We start from the raw sequence: 16,715 nt of genomic DNA on the forward strand, positions 1-16,715 counted from the left end.
TCCCTGCAGTGGCTGAAGGCGAAGATCGGGAGCTCGATACCGAACATGTCCGTGACCCGTGTCCGCATGGCCCGACGATAAGCCGCGCCGCAGCCGAACTGCAACGTGTTCTACTCTAGAACCTTTCGTCGGTCGGCTTCCGGCTTGGAACGCGTCCTAGCGCGGCAGCCGCCGCCAGAGCGGCCGCGGCAGCAGGCGCAGCAGGCCGAACGCCGGGCCGAGCGCCCGCGGCACCCACACGGACGACGCGCCCTCGCGCAGCGCGCGCACGGTGGCCAGGGCCACCTGGCGGGGCGTCGAGGACAGCGGAGCCGGGGGCAGGCCCTTCGTCATCCGGCCGATCACGAAGCCCGGCCGGACGATCAGCACGCGCGCGCCCGACCCGTGCAGCGCGTCGCCGAGCCCCTGCGCGAACCCGTCGAGCCCGGCCTTGGCCGAGCCGTAGACGAAGTTGGCCTTGCGCACCCGCGCCCCGGCGACCGACGAGAGCACCACGAGGGTGCCGTGCCCCTGCTCGCGCAGGACCCTGGCGGCGTGCAGGTCCACGGAGACGTGGCCGCCGTAGTTGACCGCGACGGCCTCGGCGGCGGCGGCCGGGTCGGCGTCGTAGTCGTCCTGGCTGCCGAGCACGCCGAACGCGGAGATCACCACGTCGAGGTCGCCCACCAGCTTCACGGCCCCGGCCAGGACGGCGGCGTGCGACCCCACGTCCAGCGCGTCGAACGGCAGGACGTGCACCTCGGCGGCGAGGTCCGCCGGCGGCGTGAGCTCGCCCCTGGCGGCCAGCACGACCCTGGTCGCGCCCAGCCCGACCAGCAGCCGGACGATCTCCAGGCCGATCTCGCTCCGGCCGCCCAGCAGCAGCACGCTGTCCACGGCCCCGAGCGCGTTCCTCACGACGCCCCCCGCCCCGGAGCGGCGGCCGCCCGGGTCGCGTCAGAAGTGGTGGTCACAGTCGTAGTCTCCTGGACAGGTCCGAGCGGAACAGGCCCTCCGGGTCGGCCTCGTCCCTGATGCTCCGCCATCGTTCCAGTTCGGGGTACATCGCCGCCATCATGTCGGCGCGCAGCCGGGCGTCCTTGGCCAGGTACACCCGTCCTCCGGCCTGCGCGACGCGCTCGTCGAAGCCGCGCAGGAGCCCGCTCAGGCCGCGCTGACCGGCCGGGATGTCCAGGGCCAGGGTCCAGCCGGGCACGGGGAAGGACAGGAAACCGCCCGAACCGGGACCGAACCGCTTGAGCACGGTCAGGAACGACACCGTCCCGTGCGCCGACAACGACCCGACGATGCCGCGCAACGTCTCCTCCGCGCCGAACGGCACCACGAACTGGTACTGCACGAAGCCGCGCGGGCCGTACATGCGGTTCCAGCCCTCGACGAAGTCGAGCGGGTGGAAGAACGGCGCGATGCCCTGCGTGACGGTCGCGCTCGCGGGCGCCTTGCGGTACCAGAGCTCGTTGAAGGCGCGCACGCTGAGCCCGTTGAGCAGCCCGTCCGGGGCCCACGGCGGCGCGTGCAGCCGGGCGCGCGGCGCGAAGACCGGCGGCGCCTTGTCCCCGTCGCGCGGCGCGTGGTCGCCCCTGGTCAGGACGCTGCGTCCTATCCGGCGGCCGCGGGCGAGCAGGTCGATCCAGGCCACCGTGTAGCGATAGCGGTCGTCGGTGCGGGCCATGACGTCGAGCGTCTCGTCGAGGTCGGCGGTGCGCCGTACGTCCACCCGCATCAGGGACGACTCGACGGGCACGCAGCCGAACGTCGCCTCGGCCACCACCCCGGTCAGGCCCATGCCGCCGACGGTCGCCCGGAAGAGCGGATCGCCGGGGCGCAGCACCCTGGCGGCGCCGTCGGCGGTCACCAGGGTGAGCGAGCGCAGGTGCGCGCCGAAGGAGGAGTCGCGGTGGTGGTTCTTGCCGTGCACGTCGGCCGCGACGGCCCCGCCGACCGTGACGTGCCTGGTCCCGGGGCTCACGGGCACGAACCAGCCGCGCGGCACCAGCGCCGTCATCACCTCGTGCAGGCTGACCCCGCCCGCCGCGGTCACGACGCCGGTGCGCTCGTCGAAGCTCCAGGCGTCCAGGCCGGTGCAGTCGAGGACGAGGCCGCCGGCGTTCTGGGCGGCGTCGCCGTACGAGCGGCCGAGCCCGCGGGCGACGACGCCGCGGCCCGGCGCGGCCACGACCAGGTCGCGCAGCTCGTCCAGGGAGCGCGGGCGGCGCAGCACGGCGGGGGTGGGCGAGGTGCGGCCCCAGCCGGTGAGGAACGTGCTCACGCGTAGATCCCGAGCCCCACCAGGACGACCAGCGCGGCGGCGAAGACGAGGGTGGGCCGGTCGCGGATCACCAGTTCCTCGGGCTCCTCGCCGCCGCCCCGCTCGACCAGCAGGTTGTGCCGGAGCACCAGGAGCAGGAACGGGACGATGCTGAGCCCGTAGAACACGTTCTCGTGCGCGTTCAGCGCCCACAGGCAGTACGTGACGATCATCGCCCCGGACGCCATGATCCGCACGTGCGTCAGGTACGCGGCCGGGTAGGCGGCCAGCGTGGCCCGCGTCCCCGACACGCCCCGCGACCGCAGCTCGGCCTCGCGCTTGCCGGCCACCAGCTGCAGCGCGGCCAGCGAGACGACCACCAGGAACCAGCCGGTCACCGGCACCCCGACGGCGACGGCTCCGGCGTAGGCCCTGATCACGTGGCATCCGGCGACCGCGATGAGGTCCACGACCTCCTGGTGCTTGAGCCAGGCCGTGTAGGCCAGGGTCAGGGCGACGTACCCGGCGACGACCGCGGGCGACTGCCAGCCGCCGGTGAGCGCGGCGACCGCGGGCGCGAGGACCAGCAGGACGACGCCCGCCACCCGGGCCGTGCGCACCGACACCGCGCCGGAGGCGACGGCCCGGCGGCGCTTGCGCGGGTGCAGCCGGTCGGCCTCCACGTCGGAGGCGTCGTTCAGCAGGTAGGAGCCGCTGGCGGCCAGGCAGAAGGCGGCCAGGACGAGCAGCGCCGCGAGCAGGCGGCCCGGCTGCCCGAGCACCCCGGCCGCCATGGGGGCGGCCAGGACGAGCAGGTTCTTCAGCCACTGACGCGGCCGGGCCGCCCTGACCAGGGCCAGCGCGGGCGCGGGCGACCAGGGCCGGGCGACCACGCCCTGGCTCATGCGGACCGGCGGCCGCGCAGGGCGAGCAGCAGGCCGCCCAGGAGCAGGACGACCCCGACCACGCCGAGCACGATCGGCAGCGTGGTCCTGATCAGGTTGATCTGGCTCTTGCCCTCGGAGGCGCTGTCGACCAGGCCCTTGACCGTGTCGTCGGTCATCTTGGCGGTGGCCACGAACGCCTTGGAGCGCTCGATGCCGTCCTGGCTCTTGAGCACCTCGTTGCGCACCTGCTCCTGCTTGACGGGCGCGCCGGTGGTGGGCTCGATCCAGTAGGTGACGGTGCCGGAGTAGAACCGGTTCAGCTGCACGTCGCCCGAGGTGCCCATGCCGAACCAGGCGGCGGGCGCGTTCAGCGTCTGCGTCCTGGTCTCGGGGACGGTCTGCTCGAACTTGTACGTGGCCAGCCCGTTGACCTGCTCCTCGCCGACGAACCTGGCGTCGAACGCCTTGCCCGCGCTGGCGTTGAAGACCTGGTAGGTCTTCTTCTCCACGTCGAACGGGAACTTGTAGATCTGGCCCTGGAGCTGCACCGGGGCCTTGTCGATGCTGGCGCCGCAGCAGTTGAGGCCGACGCCGGAGCGCTTGTCGAAGGCGCTGCGCCGCTCGCTGAAGTTGATGCCCGGCTTGCTGTTGGTGACGTCGTTGACGGCGGTGAACTCGTCCCAGACGACGCGGTCGTCGTTGGCCTCCTTCACGTCGCCGCGGGTGGTGACGATGATGTCGAGGTCGGCGGTCAGCACCTTGCCGTCCGGGATGCTGAAGTACTGGGCGCCCGTCGCGTGCAGCTTGCTGATGCTGTACTGGTCGCCCTTGGCCGCCATGAAGGCGGGCGCGACCTGGAGACGCACCAGGGGAGCCAGAACGATGAGGAATGCCCCGACGGCGATGAGGACGCTGCCAACGACGACCCGGTTCATGGACCCTCCATGTGCGCAGGTGCACTGACGCCTGTTTGGGTGGTTAAGTACTGAAACGAACTACCTACTCGCCGGTATGTTATTGCGACGAGTGACCGACGTCACCAGGGATGCGGAAACGTGACCGAAACAGGTTCTACTTCGGGCGGGGTGCCGGTGGTCTCAGGACACCAGACCTCGCTCGACGGCGTGCGCGCCGTGGCCGCCTTCGCCGTCCTGCTGTTCCACGTGTCCATGGAGGCGGGGACGGCGCTGGACCCGGGGTTCCTGGGCGGCGTGCTGTCCAGGGGCGAGATCGGCGTGCCGATCTTCTTCACGCTCTCCGGCCTGCTGCTGTACCGACCGTGGGCGGCTGAGGCGCTGCTCGGCGACCGGGCTCCGGACACCCGCCGCTACCTGTGGAAACGCTTCTTCCGGATCATGCCGGCGTACTGGCTGGTGGTCGCCGTGGCGCTGCTGCTGTGGGGCGAGGCGCACCGGGCCGACCCCTGGACGTGGGCGCAGATGTTGTTCCTCGTGCACACCTACGACATCACCCCCTGGTGGTACGGCCTCGGCCCCAAGGGGCTCGGCCAGATGTGGAGCCTCGCGGTCGAGCTGACCTTCTACCTCACGCTCCCGCTGATGGCGGCGGTGCTGCGCAGGTTCGCCCTGCGCGGCGACCCCGACCTGCGGACCAGGGGACGGCGGCTGCTCATCGGCCTGGCCGCCTTCGGCGCGCTGTCCTACGTGTACACGGTCTTCGAGTACTTCCCCGACTACCGGCCCTGGATGAACGTGTGGCTGCCGCGCTCCTGGACGTTCTTCGTGCCCGGCATGGCGCTGGCCGTGCTGACCGTCTGGGCCAGGGCCGAGGACGGCCGCGCGCGGCGGCTGTGCGCCGCGCTGGCCTCCTCCTGGGGCACGTTGTGGGTCATCGCGGGCCTGGCCGACCACATCGCCGCCACGCCGCTCACCGGGCCGCGCGCGGTCGGCCTGGGCAGCATCTGGACCGCGTTCACCGAGCAGGGCCTCTACACGCTCGTCGCCTTCTGCCTGGTCGCCCCGGCCGCGCTGGCGGCCGGACGGCCCACGCGGGTGCACGAGCTGCTCGGCGGCCGGGTGATGAGCTACCTGGGCCAGATCTCCTACGGCGTCTTCCTGTGGCAGTTCGTCATCCTCTACCTCTGGTACGACTTCACCGGCCAGCGGCCGTGGACCGGCAACCTCCTGGTCAACCTGGTCGCCGTCACCGCCATCACGGTCACCATGGCCGGGCTCACCCACCGCTACGTCGAGGAGCCGGCCAGGCGGCTGATCCGCCTGGTGCCTCAGCGCGCCGCCGGGCCCGGCTCGCCGAAGGCCACCGCCCTGAGGCAGAACGCCTGACCCTGCGCCCCGGCCGCGGTGATCCGCATGCCCTTGCCCGGCCCGTCGTGCGGCACGTAGAACAGCGCGCCCATGGCGCCGGTCGCGGGCAGCGTGGCCGCCCGCTGGGCCTCGCCGACCTCCACCACGACCTGCACGGGCCGCGGGCTGACGTACGACATGGCCACCACCACGCCGGGCCCGCCGAAGGACTCGACGGGGAACTCCTTGCCCGCCGGGTAGCACTTGCGCCCCTTGACCGCGTCGAAGAACGGCACCACCCGCCCCACCAGGACGAGCTTGCCCGTGTCGTCCAGCACGTACGGCTCCGCCGAGGGCCGCGGGTCGCGCATGCGCTCCCTGGTCGCGTCGTCGGCCAGCGGCGCCAGCACGTACGAGGTCATCCGGCGCTCCCCGTTCCACGGCAGGACGATCTCCGGCGGCACGGGACGGGAGTAGATGTCGGCCTCCCCCGCCGCCGCGGCCAGCGAGGCTCTCGCGTTCTCCAGGTACGTCCTGACCCGGTCGCCGGTGAGCGTGTCGCCGAAGGTGTTGATCGAGATCAGCGACACGACGACGAAGACGGCGGTCAGCGCGCCGCCGACGGCCGGCATGCTCGCCGGCACCGGCCGGCGTAGGACGTCGGGCTCGTCCTCCACCGGCATGACGGCCAGCGCCAGGCAGAGCGCGAAGAGCACGGCGGCGTCGGCGACGTACCGGGTCTCGGCGCCGACCAGGTCCCAGGCGGTGGCCCGCGCGATCACGGTGGGCACCGCGTCGGCGACCACCACGTAGACCGCCAGGATCGCCCACGCCCGCCAGGCCCGCCTGCGGTACACGCAGGTGACCACGACCAGCGCGGCGAGCACCGCCCACGCCACGGCCACGGTCACCGGGGCCGGGTCGGCCAGCCCGCCGGTCGAGGTGACGCCGCCCCAGCGCAGCGGGCCGCCGACCGCCCCCGTCGGGAAGGTCTCGCCCAGCAGCCTGCGCAGCAGCCCCGGGACCACCTCGGCCTTCGGGCCGGTCAGCGCGTCGGCCCCGGCGGTGTCGCGGCGCAGCCAGTAGAGCAGCGCGTACCCGGCCAGCAGCAGGCCGTGCGCCCACCAGACGGGCCTGCGCAGCTCGGCGAGCAGGGCACGGGCCCACAGGCCACGCCCGAGGTAGGCGCTGCTGACGCCGAGCACCACGAACGGGATGAACACCCCCTTGGTGGAGAAGGCCATCCCGACGGCGGTCCAGGCCAGGGCCCGCCAGCGGCCCTTGCCCTCGCGTACGTACCTGACGTGCGCGGCCAGCGCCGCGATCAGCGCGAGCTGCAGCGGCACCGCGTTGAGCGCGGCCGACCACCAGCTCATGGCGGGCACGGTGAGCGGCGCGAACGCGTAGACGGTCAGCGCGGCGAGCACCGCCGCCCGGTCGCCGAACAGCCGCCGCAGCAGCACCAGGAACATGACCGAGGCCGCCCCCTGGATCGCGACGGTCACGAACGACACCAGCGCCCAGCTGTACGGCGCGACCGACGTGAGCAGCCACACCAGGCCGAGCGCGCCCGGCATGAGGTGCCCCTTGTGCACCCTCATCAGGTACTCCCAGGTCGGCCCGCTGTCGCCGGCCCCGGCCACGAAGAGGAAGTCGTCCTCGACGAAGTAGGCCTTGCTGAGCAGGCTCGCCCGGAACACCAGCGAGATCAGCACGATCAGCAGGCCCACGCCGATGACCGGCCCGGTGCGCACCGCCGGGATGGTGATCTGGAAGGGCTCGGCTCGCTTGACGTCTTCAGCCATGGACGTATCCCTCCACTGCAGTAAGCTCCGCGCCGTGGACACCGAACCGTTCCGAGCGGATCTCGGCAGATCCGTCCGGTTGCTGCGCGCCTTCCGCCTGGAGCAGAGCGACCCCGACTTCTTCTACGGCACCCTGGCCAGGGACACGGTGGCCCAGCTCGCCACCTACACCGACCTGGCCGGCGCGACCGTGGCCGACATCGGCGGCGGCCCCGGCTACTTCGCCGACGCCCTGCGCGCGGTCGGCGCGCGCCCGCTGTGCGTCGACTGCGACGCCGGTGAGATGCGCCTGCGCGACGGCGTGCCGCCCCGCGACGCCGTGCTCGGCAGCGCGCTCGACCTGCCGCTCGCCACCGGCTCGGTGGACGTGTGCTTCTCCTCCAACGTGCTGGAGCACGTGCCCGACCCGCTGCGGATGGCCGAGGAGATGGTCCGGGTGACCCGGCCGGGCGGCGTGGTCTACCTGTCGTACACGATCTGGTTCTCGCCCTGGGGCGGCCACGAGACCTCCCCCTGGCACTACCTCGGCGGCCACTACGCCGCCCGCCGCTACGCCCGCACCCACGGCAAGCCGCCCAAGAACGTCTTCGGCGAGAGCATGTACGCCATCGGCGTGGCCAAGCCGCTGGCCTGGGCGCGCAGGAGGCGCGACGTGGAGGTCCTCGACGCGATCCCTCGCTACCATCCACGCTGGGCCAGGCACGTCGTCCACCTACCTGGCATCCGCGAGCTGGTCACCTGGAACCTGCTCCTCGTCCTGCGCCGCAGGTGAGCGCCGCCGCGACAACCACAGGGCGGCCGCCACGCAGCCCGCGCCGAGCAGGCCGCCGCCGACCGGCGCCACCGTGCCGAGCAGCAGGATCCAGCGCTTGTAGGCGGCCGCCGTCGCCAGGGCCGCGACGACGTCCGGCTCGGCGGTGCGGAAGTCCGCGTCCAGGGCGGTCAGGCGGCCCCGGCCGTCCGCGGTGACCAGCGTCTCGGTCACCTCCTCCAGCGTCCTGACGGGCAGGCCGCTGACCGGTTCGACCCAGTACGTGCGCCGGATCTCGGCGTAGCGGCCGAGGCCGACGTCGCCCTTGCCGGGCAGGCCGAGCAGGCGGCGCGGCAGCGGCGGCGTCTCGCCGGGCACCAGCCGGCGCGGCGTGCGCTGGACGTAGCGGTAGGTCTCGACGCCGCGCACCCGCTCGACCCCGTCGAAGACGGCCGTGACCGGGCGGCGCAGGCGCAGGTCGAACAGCGGGTAGTCGCGGCGCTCGGCGTTGAACGGCCAGCGGAAGGCCTGCCCGGTCTGCCGGACGGAGACGTCCTCGTCCAGGTACTCGCCGCAGCAGTTCACGATCTCGCCGGTACGCCGGCCGAAGGCCAGGCGGCGCTCGTGGTAGTCCAGGCGGTGGCCGTCGCGGGTGGCCAGGGAGACCGACTCGCCCCACACCGCGCGGTCGTCGTCGCCGGCCAGCACGTCGCCGATCAGCCACCGGGTCTGGACCAGGTCGCCGGTCGTCTGCCGCATGGTCGCCGGGTCCACGTACGTGGCCGACTCGGCGGTCGCCCTGGTCATGCTCTGCTGTTCCAGGGGGGCCTTGAGCACCCGGTCGTAGACGTACAGGCGGCTCAGCGGGATGAGCGTCAGCAGGAAGGCCCCCACGGCGGCCAGCACCAGCGCGAGGCTCCTTCGGCTCGGGGCGGTCACGGCCGGGGCACCGCCTGTCCCGGCGTCACGTCGCCCAGGCACAGGCCGGGCGGCACGTCGTGCACGACGATCCGGTCCGCGCCGGGCACGGCCAGCACGAAGACCCGGCCGAAGCCCGCGCGCAGCTTCACGTCGGTGGCGCGGTCGCCCATCCACAGGGTGACCGTCGTGTCGGAGCGGGCCGCGTACCCCAGCCTGACCAGGGTGCCCTCGACCCGGGTGACGCGGTTGTCCAGCGGCACCTGGACGGTCCCGCCGGTCACCGGCCAGCACCGGTCGCGGGTCGCAGGCACGAGCGGGATGCCCTGCACGTCCACCGGCCGCAGGCGGCCCTGGTCGTCGAAGACCAGGCCGTCGAGCGCGGCGGGCGGCGCCTGCATCCTGGCCCTGAGCGCGGGCGTGGCCAGCGCGCCCAGCACCCGCGAGGTCAGGCTGTAGGTCCCGTACGAGTTCGGCAGCACCTCCGTCGGCACCAGCCGGTCGTAGATCACGCTGTCGGGGGCCGCCCTGGCCAGCTCGGCGCGGGCGGTCTCGATGTAGTCGTGCCGCCGCTCGGCCCCCAGGTACCCGGCGAAGAGCGTCACCGTGACCAGCGACGCGCCCGCGAACAGCCCGAGCATCGCGCCGGCCGCCCCGGTCACCCGCTCCCGCGCCGGCAGCGCCCTGCGGTACGGCTCCTCCTCGCCGCGCAGCGGCAGCAGCACCAGGCCCACGACCAGCGCGAGCAGCGGGACGGCGTCGGCGACGTACCGGGTGTCGGTGCCGACGAACGAGCCCAGCAGGTGGACGCGTCCCCACAACACCGGCAGCGCGTCCGCGACCAGCAGGTAGCCCAGCAGCGTGGCCCAGGCCAGGACCGCCCGCCTGCGGTACCGGCTGGTGATCGCCACCAGCGCGGCCAGGACGACGAGGGAGGCGATGACCAGCGGCAGCGGCGGCGAGGCCACCCCCCAGTCGCCGCCCGCGAACCACCGCCACGGCCCGCCGAGCACGGTGGTGGCGAACGTCTTGCCCAGCAGCTCCCACAGGAAGCCCAGGGCCTGGTCGAAGATCGGCAGCGCCCCGCTGTTCGGCGCCGACGAAGACCGCTGGACGTAGAGCGCGCCGAAGGCCACCAGCACGGTGCCGTACATGGCCCAGGCGGCCAGGTGGCGGCGCAGCGCGGCGCGCAGGCCGCCGTGGTAGATCGCGGTGAGGGCGAACAGCAGCAGCGGCAGCGCGAAGCCCTTGACGAAGCCCAGCAGCCCGACCAGCACCCACAGCGCAGCGGCCACGGCGTGCCGCAGCCGGCCCGTCCGCAGGTGATGCCAGTGCGAGGCGACCGCCATGGGCAGGGCGACCTGGAGGAACACGGTGTTGAGCCCGGCCGCCCACCAGGCCAGCGCGGGCACGGTGACCGGCGCGAGCAGGAAGACCAGCAGCGGCACGAGGGTCGCCGGCCGCCTGCCGAAGACCACCCGCAGCATGCGCAGCACGCCCAGGGCGGCCAGGGCGTGCAGCGCCAGCACCGTGCCGGCCGCCCACCCCCAGTCGAAGGGGTGCAGCCGGGAGACCAGCCAGGCCACCAGGAAGCCGCCCGGCATGAACTGGCCGAAATGGATCCGCGTCAGGTAGTCGAAGGACAGGCCGCCCTCCATCGCCCTGGCCACGAACTCGTAGTCGTCCTCCTTGAAGTACGCCTCCTGGACGACGGCCGCCTTGCCCGCCACCGAGGCGGCGATGAGCACGAGCCCGGCCAGCAGGACGCCGTGGCGGCGGGCCCACCGGGCGGCACGCGCCACCGGGCCGGGAACCGTGATGACGGTCCCCGGACGCGGCTTGATCGTGTCGGTCACGGAACACTCGTCATGGTCGGGCCGCCTGCGGCGACGGTGATCGGTACGGTGGTCTGCCGGGCCGGCGCGCGTCTGGCCGCCACCTCGACGAGGAGCTGCCCGAGCAGCGGCAGGCAGAGCAGCTGCGCCCACAGGCCGCCCGCGCCGAGCGCCACCGCGACCGTGGCGGCCAGGTAGAGCGCGAGCCCGCCGGGCGGCCCGAGCAGCAGGGTCCAGCGCCGCCGCCCGCGCAGGTGCTCGGCCTCCCGCAGCGGACGCGACCAGGCGCCCAGCACGAACGCCACCCCGGCCACGCCCGCCCCCGCCGGCCCGCCGACCCAGTACCCGAGCGCCACGGCGAACACCGCGACGTGCCGGATCCGTGGCCGGGCGGCCAGGACGGGCGCCAGATGGCGTCCCGGCCGGCCCCTGCCCACCAGGGCCAGCCCGGCGACGAGCAGCGCCAGCGCCCCGCCCGCGGCGAGCCCCGCCCGGTACGGCTCGTCCGGCTCGTAGGTGAGCGTCACCGTCCCGGCCGTGAAGGCGGGCAGGAACCAGGCCTGCCGCCAGCCGTCGAGCCGGACGGGCTTGAGCGCCGCGGCCCCCAGCGTGGCCTTCCAGCCGGCGTTGAAGTTCTCGTTGACCACCAGGTAGGCGTCGTCCTGGACGTTCACCTGGACGACCCGCTCGCCGGCCGCCCACGTGGTGACCGGCGTGCGCCGCATGACGGTGGGCCCGGCCGCGGGGCTGCCCGGCTCGTGCCGCACGACCGCCGACTCGACCCGGTACGACTCCCCCGGCCGCACCGACAGCCGGGTCGGACCGGCCACGAGCTGAAGCCGCTCGCAGGTCTCGAAGGTCCCCGGCCGGCCGGTGACCACGTCGTGCAGGGTGCCGCCGGTGACGGCGGTGTGCACCTCGTTGCCGTCGATCGTGAGCGTGGGCCCGAAGCCGCACGGCAGCGTGAGCTTGAAGCCGGTCAGCGCGCCGAGCGGCCGCACGCCGGGGAAGGCCACGTCGCTGATCTCGATCGGCCGGCCGCCGGACGCGCCGAACTCCAGCGCGACCTTCCTGGCCCTCATCTCGGGGAAGCGGACGAGCCCGTCCGTGCCGACCCAGCTCTGCCGGACGCCGCCCTCCGCGCGGATCGTCACCCGGACGGGAGGGGCGCCGAGGTAGGAGTCGGGCGTGATGACGCGGATCCGCGACAGCTTCGTCTCGCGGGCCAGCTCGACGTTCAGCGTGGGCCTGGGGTCGAGCGGGTCGGCGAACCAGGCCGTCTTCGGGTCGCCGTCGAAGGCCCAGCGGCCGCCCGCCGCGCCGCTGTCCACCGCGGTGGAGGAGGCGCGCACGGTCAGGGAGTCGCCGGGCAGCGTGCTGAGGCGTTCGATCGTCGCGCGGTCGGTGACCGTGGCGCGGCCCGAGATGCCGTACGCGCCGTCCTTGCCGGTGACGAAGGAGCGGTCGAAGCCGTTGCCGTCGTCGCCCAGCACCTCGTGGCCCTTGGCGCAGCTCCAGGCGGCCGAGCCCCGGACGCAGCCGGGCACGTCGCCGGTCCTGGCGACCGCGATCGTGGCCGGCTCGCCGGTGTCCTCGCGCGGGTCGGGCACGACGATCGAGCGTCCGGGCCGGACGCCGGGGATGGCGAGCTCGGTGATGCCGACCCGGCCGCCGAGGCGGTTCGCCGGCTCGTACGCGGTGGCGACGACCTTCACCCGCAGCCGCTCGACCGGCCCCTTCGGCACGGCCAGCTCCTGCGGGTCGGCGGTCGCGCGCACCTTCTGGCGCAGCGAGCCGGCGCCGGTCTCCACGACGACCTCGCTGGGCGGCGGGCCGATCGGCGAGTTCTCGAACGCCACCTGGATCGTGGGGATCGTCAGCGGCTCGGCGAAGGTCACCTCCAGCCACTCGCCGACGGCGCCGTTCCAGCCGGTGGAGCGCCAGCTCGTGCGCCGGTCGCCGTCCAGCGCGGCGAAGGGCTGGTGGCCCGGCTCGCGGCTGTTCGCCGCGGCGCCGACGTCGGCCTCGGAGCTGGAGGCGGTGACGCCCGCGACGCCGGTGAGGCCCGCCGTGGAGACGTACCGCGCCCAGCCGGGGTCGAGCAGGTCGCTGGAGGGCGAGCTGCCGCGCAGGGGTTCGTCGGCGGTGAGCGTGGCGCTGGCGTTGCGGCGCAGGTCGGCGAAGGCGACCTCCCTGCGGCGCAGCGTGTCGGTCAGGATCGTGTCGTGCGCGGGCACCTTGACCACGCCCGCGTCGTCGTTGAGCAGGACGGGCCGGTCGTCGTCCAGGAGGCCCTGCTCGGCCAGGGAGAGCACGGACTCCGGCGCGCCGCCGACGCGCAGCGGGCGGGTGGCGTCCACGGTGCCGACCAGCGGCGCGGCGCCGGCCACGCGGTAGATCTCGACGGCCGGGTACGGCTGGTCCAGCCAGGCGGCGGCCCGGCCGTACTGGGCGATGCCGACGCCCGGCCCCATTTGGGCCACGAGCGAGACGCCGGGCGAGTCCTCCAGCGCCTGGTGCACCCGGGCCGGCCAGGCCGTGCCGATCGTCGCCCGGTCCAGGTCGTTCCGGACGACCAGGTACGACACCCCCATCCGGCGCAGCGTGGCGGCCAGCCCCGGCGAGCCCTTGCCGGTGGCCAGGCGGTCGTCCACGGCGGCCATGAGCCGCGAGATGCCGGCCGAGCCCCACGGCACGATCGTGTGGGTCGCCCAGCGGGCCTGCGAGAGGGCCTGCAGCGGCTCGTCCAGGGGGCGGCCCCACAGGTACTCGCCGCGCTTGGCGCCCGGCACGGCCAGCACCATGCCGTCGCCGGCGTTGCGGTTGAGCCAGGTGATGGCCTGCCGCCAGTAGTCGGGGATGGCGGTGAAGCCGCCGGCGGGGGCGAGACCGGCGTACAGGACGGGCAGGCCCGACAGGGTCACGAGCCCGGCGGCCAGCACGGTCAGGGGCATGCGCAGGCGCGGGCGGGCCAGTGAGAGCAGCCCGGCGAGGCCGAGCGCGACGGGCAGCCTGATCAGCGCGTCGAACTTGTGCAGGTTGCGGAACGCGGCGAGCGGGCCGTCGAGCAGCCCGACCATCACCTGCTCGTGCGGCGTGCCGGGATGGCCGGTCGTGATGACGGCGATCCCGCACAGCAGGCTGATCAGCAGGAACGGCCGCTCGGGCAGCCGGCGCAGGGTGAGCCCGGCCAGGCCGAGCGCGGCCACGGCGGCGGTGACCACGATCAGCCACGGGACGGTGGACTGCTGGTGGGCGTCGGGCAGCCAGGTCTGGCCGTCCACGGTGAGAAAGCTGAGCCAGCTCGACGTGCCGCGCAGCGCGTTGACCAGCGACGTCACGCCGGTCGTCGCGGTGGCGGTCTCGATGTAGGGCAGGAACGAGAAGATGTAGCCGCCGAGCGTGAGCAGCGGGACGGCCCACCACAGCGAGGCGAGCGCGACCAGCGGCAGCCACCAGGCGATCAGGCGGCGTTTGACCGGCCCGCCGCGCCTGGTCAGCAGGTACACCATCGGCACCACGAGCACGGCCGCCTCGGCCACCGCGTTGACCCCGCCGCAGAACAGAAAGGCGAACGCCGACAGCGCGGCCGCCCGGCGTGGCGTCAGCTCGCCCTTGGCCCCCTTGACCAGCGGCAGCAGGATCCACGGCAGCACGGCGCTGGGCAGGAACTCCGAGGAGTTGATGCCGATCAGCGCCTGGGCGTGCGGCGCGAGCGCGTACACGAAGCCGGCCAGGACGCGGGTGTGCGGGCCGCCGACGCCGAACGCGCGGGCGAGCTGGACCACGCCGAGGAAGGCGACGCACAGCACGAGCGACATCCACAGCCGCTGGACGGCCCACGACTCCATGCCCAGCTTGAGGAAGATCGCGTAGAACGGGCCCATCGGGAACAGGTAGCCGTACGCCTGGTTCTGCAGGTGGCCGAAGTAGGCGCCGTCCCACAGGTGCAGCGCCCGGCCGAGGAAGCCCAGCGGGTTGACCGCCATGTCGAGCTTCGTCTCGGGGATGATCTTCTCGGTCGAGGTGTTGAACGCGATGGCGCCGAGCAGCAGACAGGAGGCGAGCAGCCGCAGCCTGTGCCTGATCCGGGCCTCGTAGCTCTCGACGGTGGAGTCCCCGCGTTCCCCCGGGGGTCCAGGCGAGGCTTGGGTCACTGAGGGGCTCCGCCGCAATCTTGGAGTTTCGCCAGGATAAGTCCGGTCATGTTAGCCCCAGTTCGGGCCCACGTAAATTCCCCGGCCCAGGCACGGCAGGCCGCGGCCACCTCCGCCCGCCGCCGCGGGTCGGCCAGCTCCTCCAGCGCGCGGCCGGTCACCTCGGCCAGGCTCTCGCCGTCCCGTACGAGCCAGCCGGTGACGCCGTCCCGCACGGAGTCGCGCAGCCCGGCCACGTCGTAGGCCACGGTCGGCACGCCGAGCGCGGCGGCCTCGATCACGGTCAGCCCCCAGCCCTCGAACTCCGAGGCCGTCACGTTGAGCCGGGCGGCGGCCAGCAGGGCGTTCTTGCGCGGCTCGGGCAGGAAACCGTGCAGCTCGACCCGGCCGTCCAGGCCCCGGCCGGAGATCCGGGCGGCCAGGGCGTCGCGCTCGGGGCCGCGGCCCACGACGTGCACCCGCAGGCCCGGCCAGGCGTCGCCGAGCTCGGCGGCCAGGTCCACGACGCGCTCGATGCGCTTGTGGCCGATCAGGCGGCCGGCGTACACGAGGGCGGGCTCGCCCACGGCGGCCGGCGGCTCGCTGCGCGCGGGCTCGGCGCAGCCGTTCGGCACGACGGTGACCGGCGCGAGCCAGCGCAACTTCGTGGCCAGGTCGCGCCTCGACGACTCCGAGACGGTGACCGTCAGGCAGCGCCGGTAGACCAGCCGGGCCACCTCGCCCTCCACGAAGCACCCGATCCGGGCCAGCCAGGCGGGCAGGAAGGCGTGGAACTGCCGGTCGTGGACGTGGTGCACGAGGCTGATCACGGGCGTGCGGCGGCGGACGACGAGCGGGGAGAAGAAGGGGATGCCGTTCATGGTGTCGATGACGACGTCCACGCGCCGCCGGTGGATCAGCAGCCAGAGCGGGACCAGCAGGTAGACGAGGTAGGGGTTGCCCATCCTGCGCAGGTCGACGCCGTCGAGCACCTCGGCGCGGCGCTGCCCGCGCTGGCGGCCGGTGAGGAACACGACCGAGGCCCCCTGGGTCAGCAGGAACCGGCTGACCTGCCAGGCGTACTCCTCGGCGCCGCCGGCCGTGGACTGGCAGGGTTCGCGGAAGTTGAGCATCGCCACGCGGACGCCCGCGAGTGGCCGCTCTCCCGCCGTCGCGTCGTTGGTCCGCGGCTCGATCAGCCGTGCCGTGTCCGCCTTGCGCTCACCGGTAAAGACCACCATCACTCCTCGTCGGCGGGCATGCGGGCATGGCGGAGCCACACTCCGTGCTCGCTGTGTATGGCCCCGCGTCAAGCGGGATGGATCACCTGGTGCCGTAGTTGTAGAGCGGCTGGTTGGGCGGGGTGAGCGACGGTGAGGCCACGTTGACCACCGCGACGGAGGCTCCGACCGCCAGCAGGGCTCCTATCGCCAGGGCCACGAGAAGTCGCAACACGAAGCTCTCCCTTCCTTCCGGTGACGCGGTGTGCCGAGACTAGAACGTGTTTCGTCTTGAATCCATAACATTGGTCAAACCGTGATAAAGCAAGTTACCCTCCGGTACATCATGAAACAGCCGGTCAACGCCGCAGCAAGCGCAGCTCTTCGCCGTCGAAAACCGTTCTCCAGCCGGGCGGCGCGGACGGGAACCCGTTCTCGCCCGCGGCCATGAGGAGATACCTGGCGGGCAGGTCGCCGTAGGCGCCGGCGACCAGCAGGTCACCGGTCAGGCGGTTCAGCGGGTCCTCGCCGCGCACCCGCAGCCGGCCGCCGCCGGGCAGGCCGACGAGCAACGTGTCGTCCCAGAGCACCCGGCGCGGCATCGCGAAGCCCGGCGGCACACCGAGGAGCGGCTGGCACTGCTGTCCGTGA

Annotated in this window: 12 protein-coding genes and 1 pseudogene; 2 read left to right on the forward strand and 11 right to left on the reverse strand. The window is 73.5% G+C overall.

Annotation, left to right across the window (positions count from 1 at the left end; genetic code table 11):
• Positions 1-156: 156 nt before the first annotated feature.
• Genes ACWCSD_RS29060 through ACWCSD_RS29075 form a run of 4 tightly spaced genes read right to left on the reverse strand, consistent with a single transcriptional unit; the run spans position 157 to position 4,070 of the window.
• A complete protein-coding gene (locus ACWCSD_RS29060; RefSeq protein WP_449919510.1) occupies positions 157-897 on the reverse strand; it encodes an SDR family NAD(P)-dependent oxidoreductase in 741 nt (246 codons plus the stop codon).
• Between the two features lie 52 nt (positions 898-949).
• Positions 950-2,269: an FAD-binding protein gene (locus ACWCSD_RS29065; protein WP_449919513.1), complete on the reverse strand. Its 1,320-nt coding sequence runs from the start codon at positions 2,267-2,269 to the stop codon at positions 950-952.
• Positions 2,266-3,153 (reverse strand): decaprenyl-phosphate phosphoribosyltransferase, encoded by an 888-nt coding sequence (locus tag ACWCSD_RS29070; protein ID WP_397164927.1) that lies wholly within the window; start codon positions 3,151-3,153, stop codon positions 2,266-2,268. Before ACWCSD_RS29070 ends, ACWCSD_RS29065 begins: the two co-directional genes overlap by 4 nt.
• A complete protein-coding gene (locus ACWCSD_RS29075) occupies positions 3,150-4,070 on the reverse strand; it encodes a DUF3068 domain-containing protein (protein WP_358282858.1) in 921 nt (306 codons plus the stop codon). Before ACWCSD_RS29075 ends, ACWCSD_RS29070 begins: the two co-directional genes overlap by 4 nt.
• Positions 4,071-4,190: 120 nt before the next feature.
• Here ACWCSD_RS29075 and ACWCSD_RS29080 point away from each other — a divergent pair, with 120 nt between their 5' ends.
• The gene (locus ACWCSD_RS29080; protein ID WP_449919516.1) at positions 4,191-5,438 is read left to right on the forward strand and encodes an acyltransferase family protein; all 1,248 of its coding nucleotides are present in this window, start codon (positions 4,191-4,193) and stop codon (positions 5,436-5,438) included.
• Here the strand turns inward: ACWCSD_RS29080 and ACWCSD_RS29085 are convergent.
• On the reverse strand, positions 5,381-7,204 hold the full coding sequence (locus ACWCSD_RS29085) for an ArnT family glycosyltransferase (protein WP_397164931.1): 1,824 nt from the start codon (positions 7,202-7,204) through the stop codon (positions 5,381-5,383). The genes ACWCSD_RS29080 and ACWCSD_RS29085 overlap by 58 nt on opposite strands.
• Between ACWCSD_RS29085 and ACWCSD_RS29090 the strand changes: the two genes are divergently transcribed.
• A complete protein-coding gene (locus ACWCSD_RS29090; protein ID WP_397164932.1) occupies positions 7,203-7,976 on the forward strand; it encodes a class I SAM-dependent methyltransferase in 774 nt (257 codons plus the stop codon). The two genes, ACWCSD_RS29085 and ACWCSD_RS29090, sit on opposite strands and share 2 nt — an antisense overlap.
• Here the strand turns inward: ACWCSD_RS29090 and ACWCSD_RS29095 are convergent.
• The 6 genes and pseudogenes from ACWCSD_RS29095 to ACWCSD_RS29120 all read right to left on the reverse strand — a co-directional run.
• Positions 7,917-8,894 carry a DUF3068 domain-containing protein gene (locus tag ACWCSD_RS29095; RefSeq protein ID WP_449919519.1) on the reverse strand — a complete coding sequence of 326 codons (978 nt, stop codon included), beginning with the start codon at positions 8,892-8,894 and terminating at the stop codon, positions 7,917-7,919. The genes ACWCSD_RS29090 and ACWCSD_RS29095 overlap by 60 nt on opposite strands.
• Positions 8,891-10,729, reverse strand: coding sequence for a hypothetical protein (locus tag ACWCSD_RS29100; protein ID WP_449919522.1), 1,839 nt, complete (start codon positions 10,727-10,729; stop codon positions 8,891-8,893). Before ACWCSD_RS29100 ends, ACWCSD_RS29095 begins: the two co-directional genes overlap by 4 nt.
• Positions 10,726-14,865 (reverse strand): alpha-(1->3)-arabinofuranosyltransferase domain-containing protein, encoded by a 4,140-nt coding sequence (locus ACWCSD_RS29105; RefSeq protein ID WP_449919525.1) that lies wholly within the window; start codon positions 14,863-14,865, stop codon positions 10,726-10,728. The genes ACWCSD_RS29100 and ACWCSD_RS29105 overlap by 4 nt, the downstream gene beginning before the upstream one ends.
• Positions 14,862-16,085: a glycosyltransferase family 4 protein gene (locus ACWCSD_RS29110; RefSeq protein WP_449919527.1), complete on the reverse strand. Its 1,224-nt coding sequence runs from the start codon at positions 16,083-16,085 to the stop codon at positions 14,862-14,864. The genes ACWCSD_RS29105 and ACWCSD_RS29110 overlap by 4 nt, the downstream gene beginning before the upstream one ends.
• Positions 16,086-16,167: 82 nt before the next feature.
• Positions 16,168-16,299 (reverse strand): hypothetical protein, encoded by a 132-nt coding sequence (locus ACWCSD_RS29115; RefSeq protein ID WP_260477562.1) that lies wholly within the window; start codon positions 16,297-16,299, stop codon positions 16,168-16,170.
• Positions 16,300-16,423: 124 nt separating this feature from the next.
• Positions 16,424-16,715 (reverse strand): annotated as a pseudogene (locus tag ACWCSD_RS29120) (hypothetical protein); the annotation flags it as partial.

The organism is Nonomuraea sp. NPDC001684, from assembly GCF_053596515.1.

Coding starts and splice junctions, on each gene's coding strand:
- ACWCSD_RS29070 (WP_397164927.1), bottom strand. CDS start 3,153: ATGAGCCAGGGCGTGGTCGCCCGGCCCTGGTCGCCCGCGCCCGCGCTG.
- ACWCSD_RS29075 (WP_358282858.1), bottom strand. CDS start 4,070: ATGAACCGGGTCGTCGTTGGCAGCGTCCTCATCGCCGTCGGGGCATTC.
- ACWCSD_RS29090 (WP_397164932.1), top strand. CDS start 7,203: ATGGACGTATCCCTCCACTGCAGTAAGCTCCGCGCCGTGGACACCGAA.
- ACWCSD_RS29085 (WP_397164931.1), bottom strand. CDS start 7,204: ATGGCTGAAGACGTCAAGCGAGCCGAGCCCTTCCAGATCACCATCCCG.
- ACWCSD_RS29110 (WP_449919527.1), bottom strand. CDS start 16,085: ATGGTGGTCTTTACCGGTGAGCGCAAGGCGGACACGGCACGGCTGATC.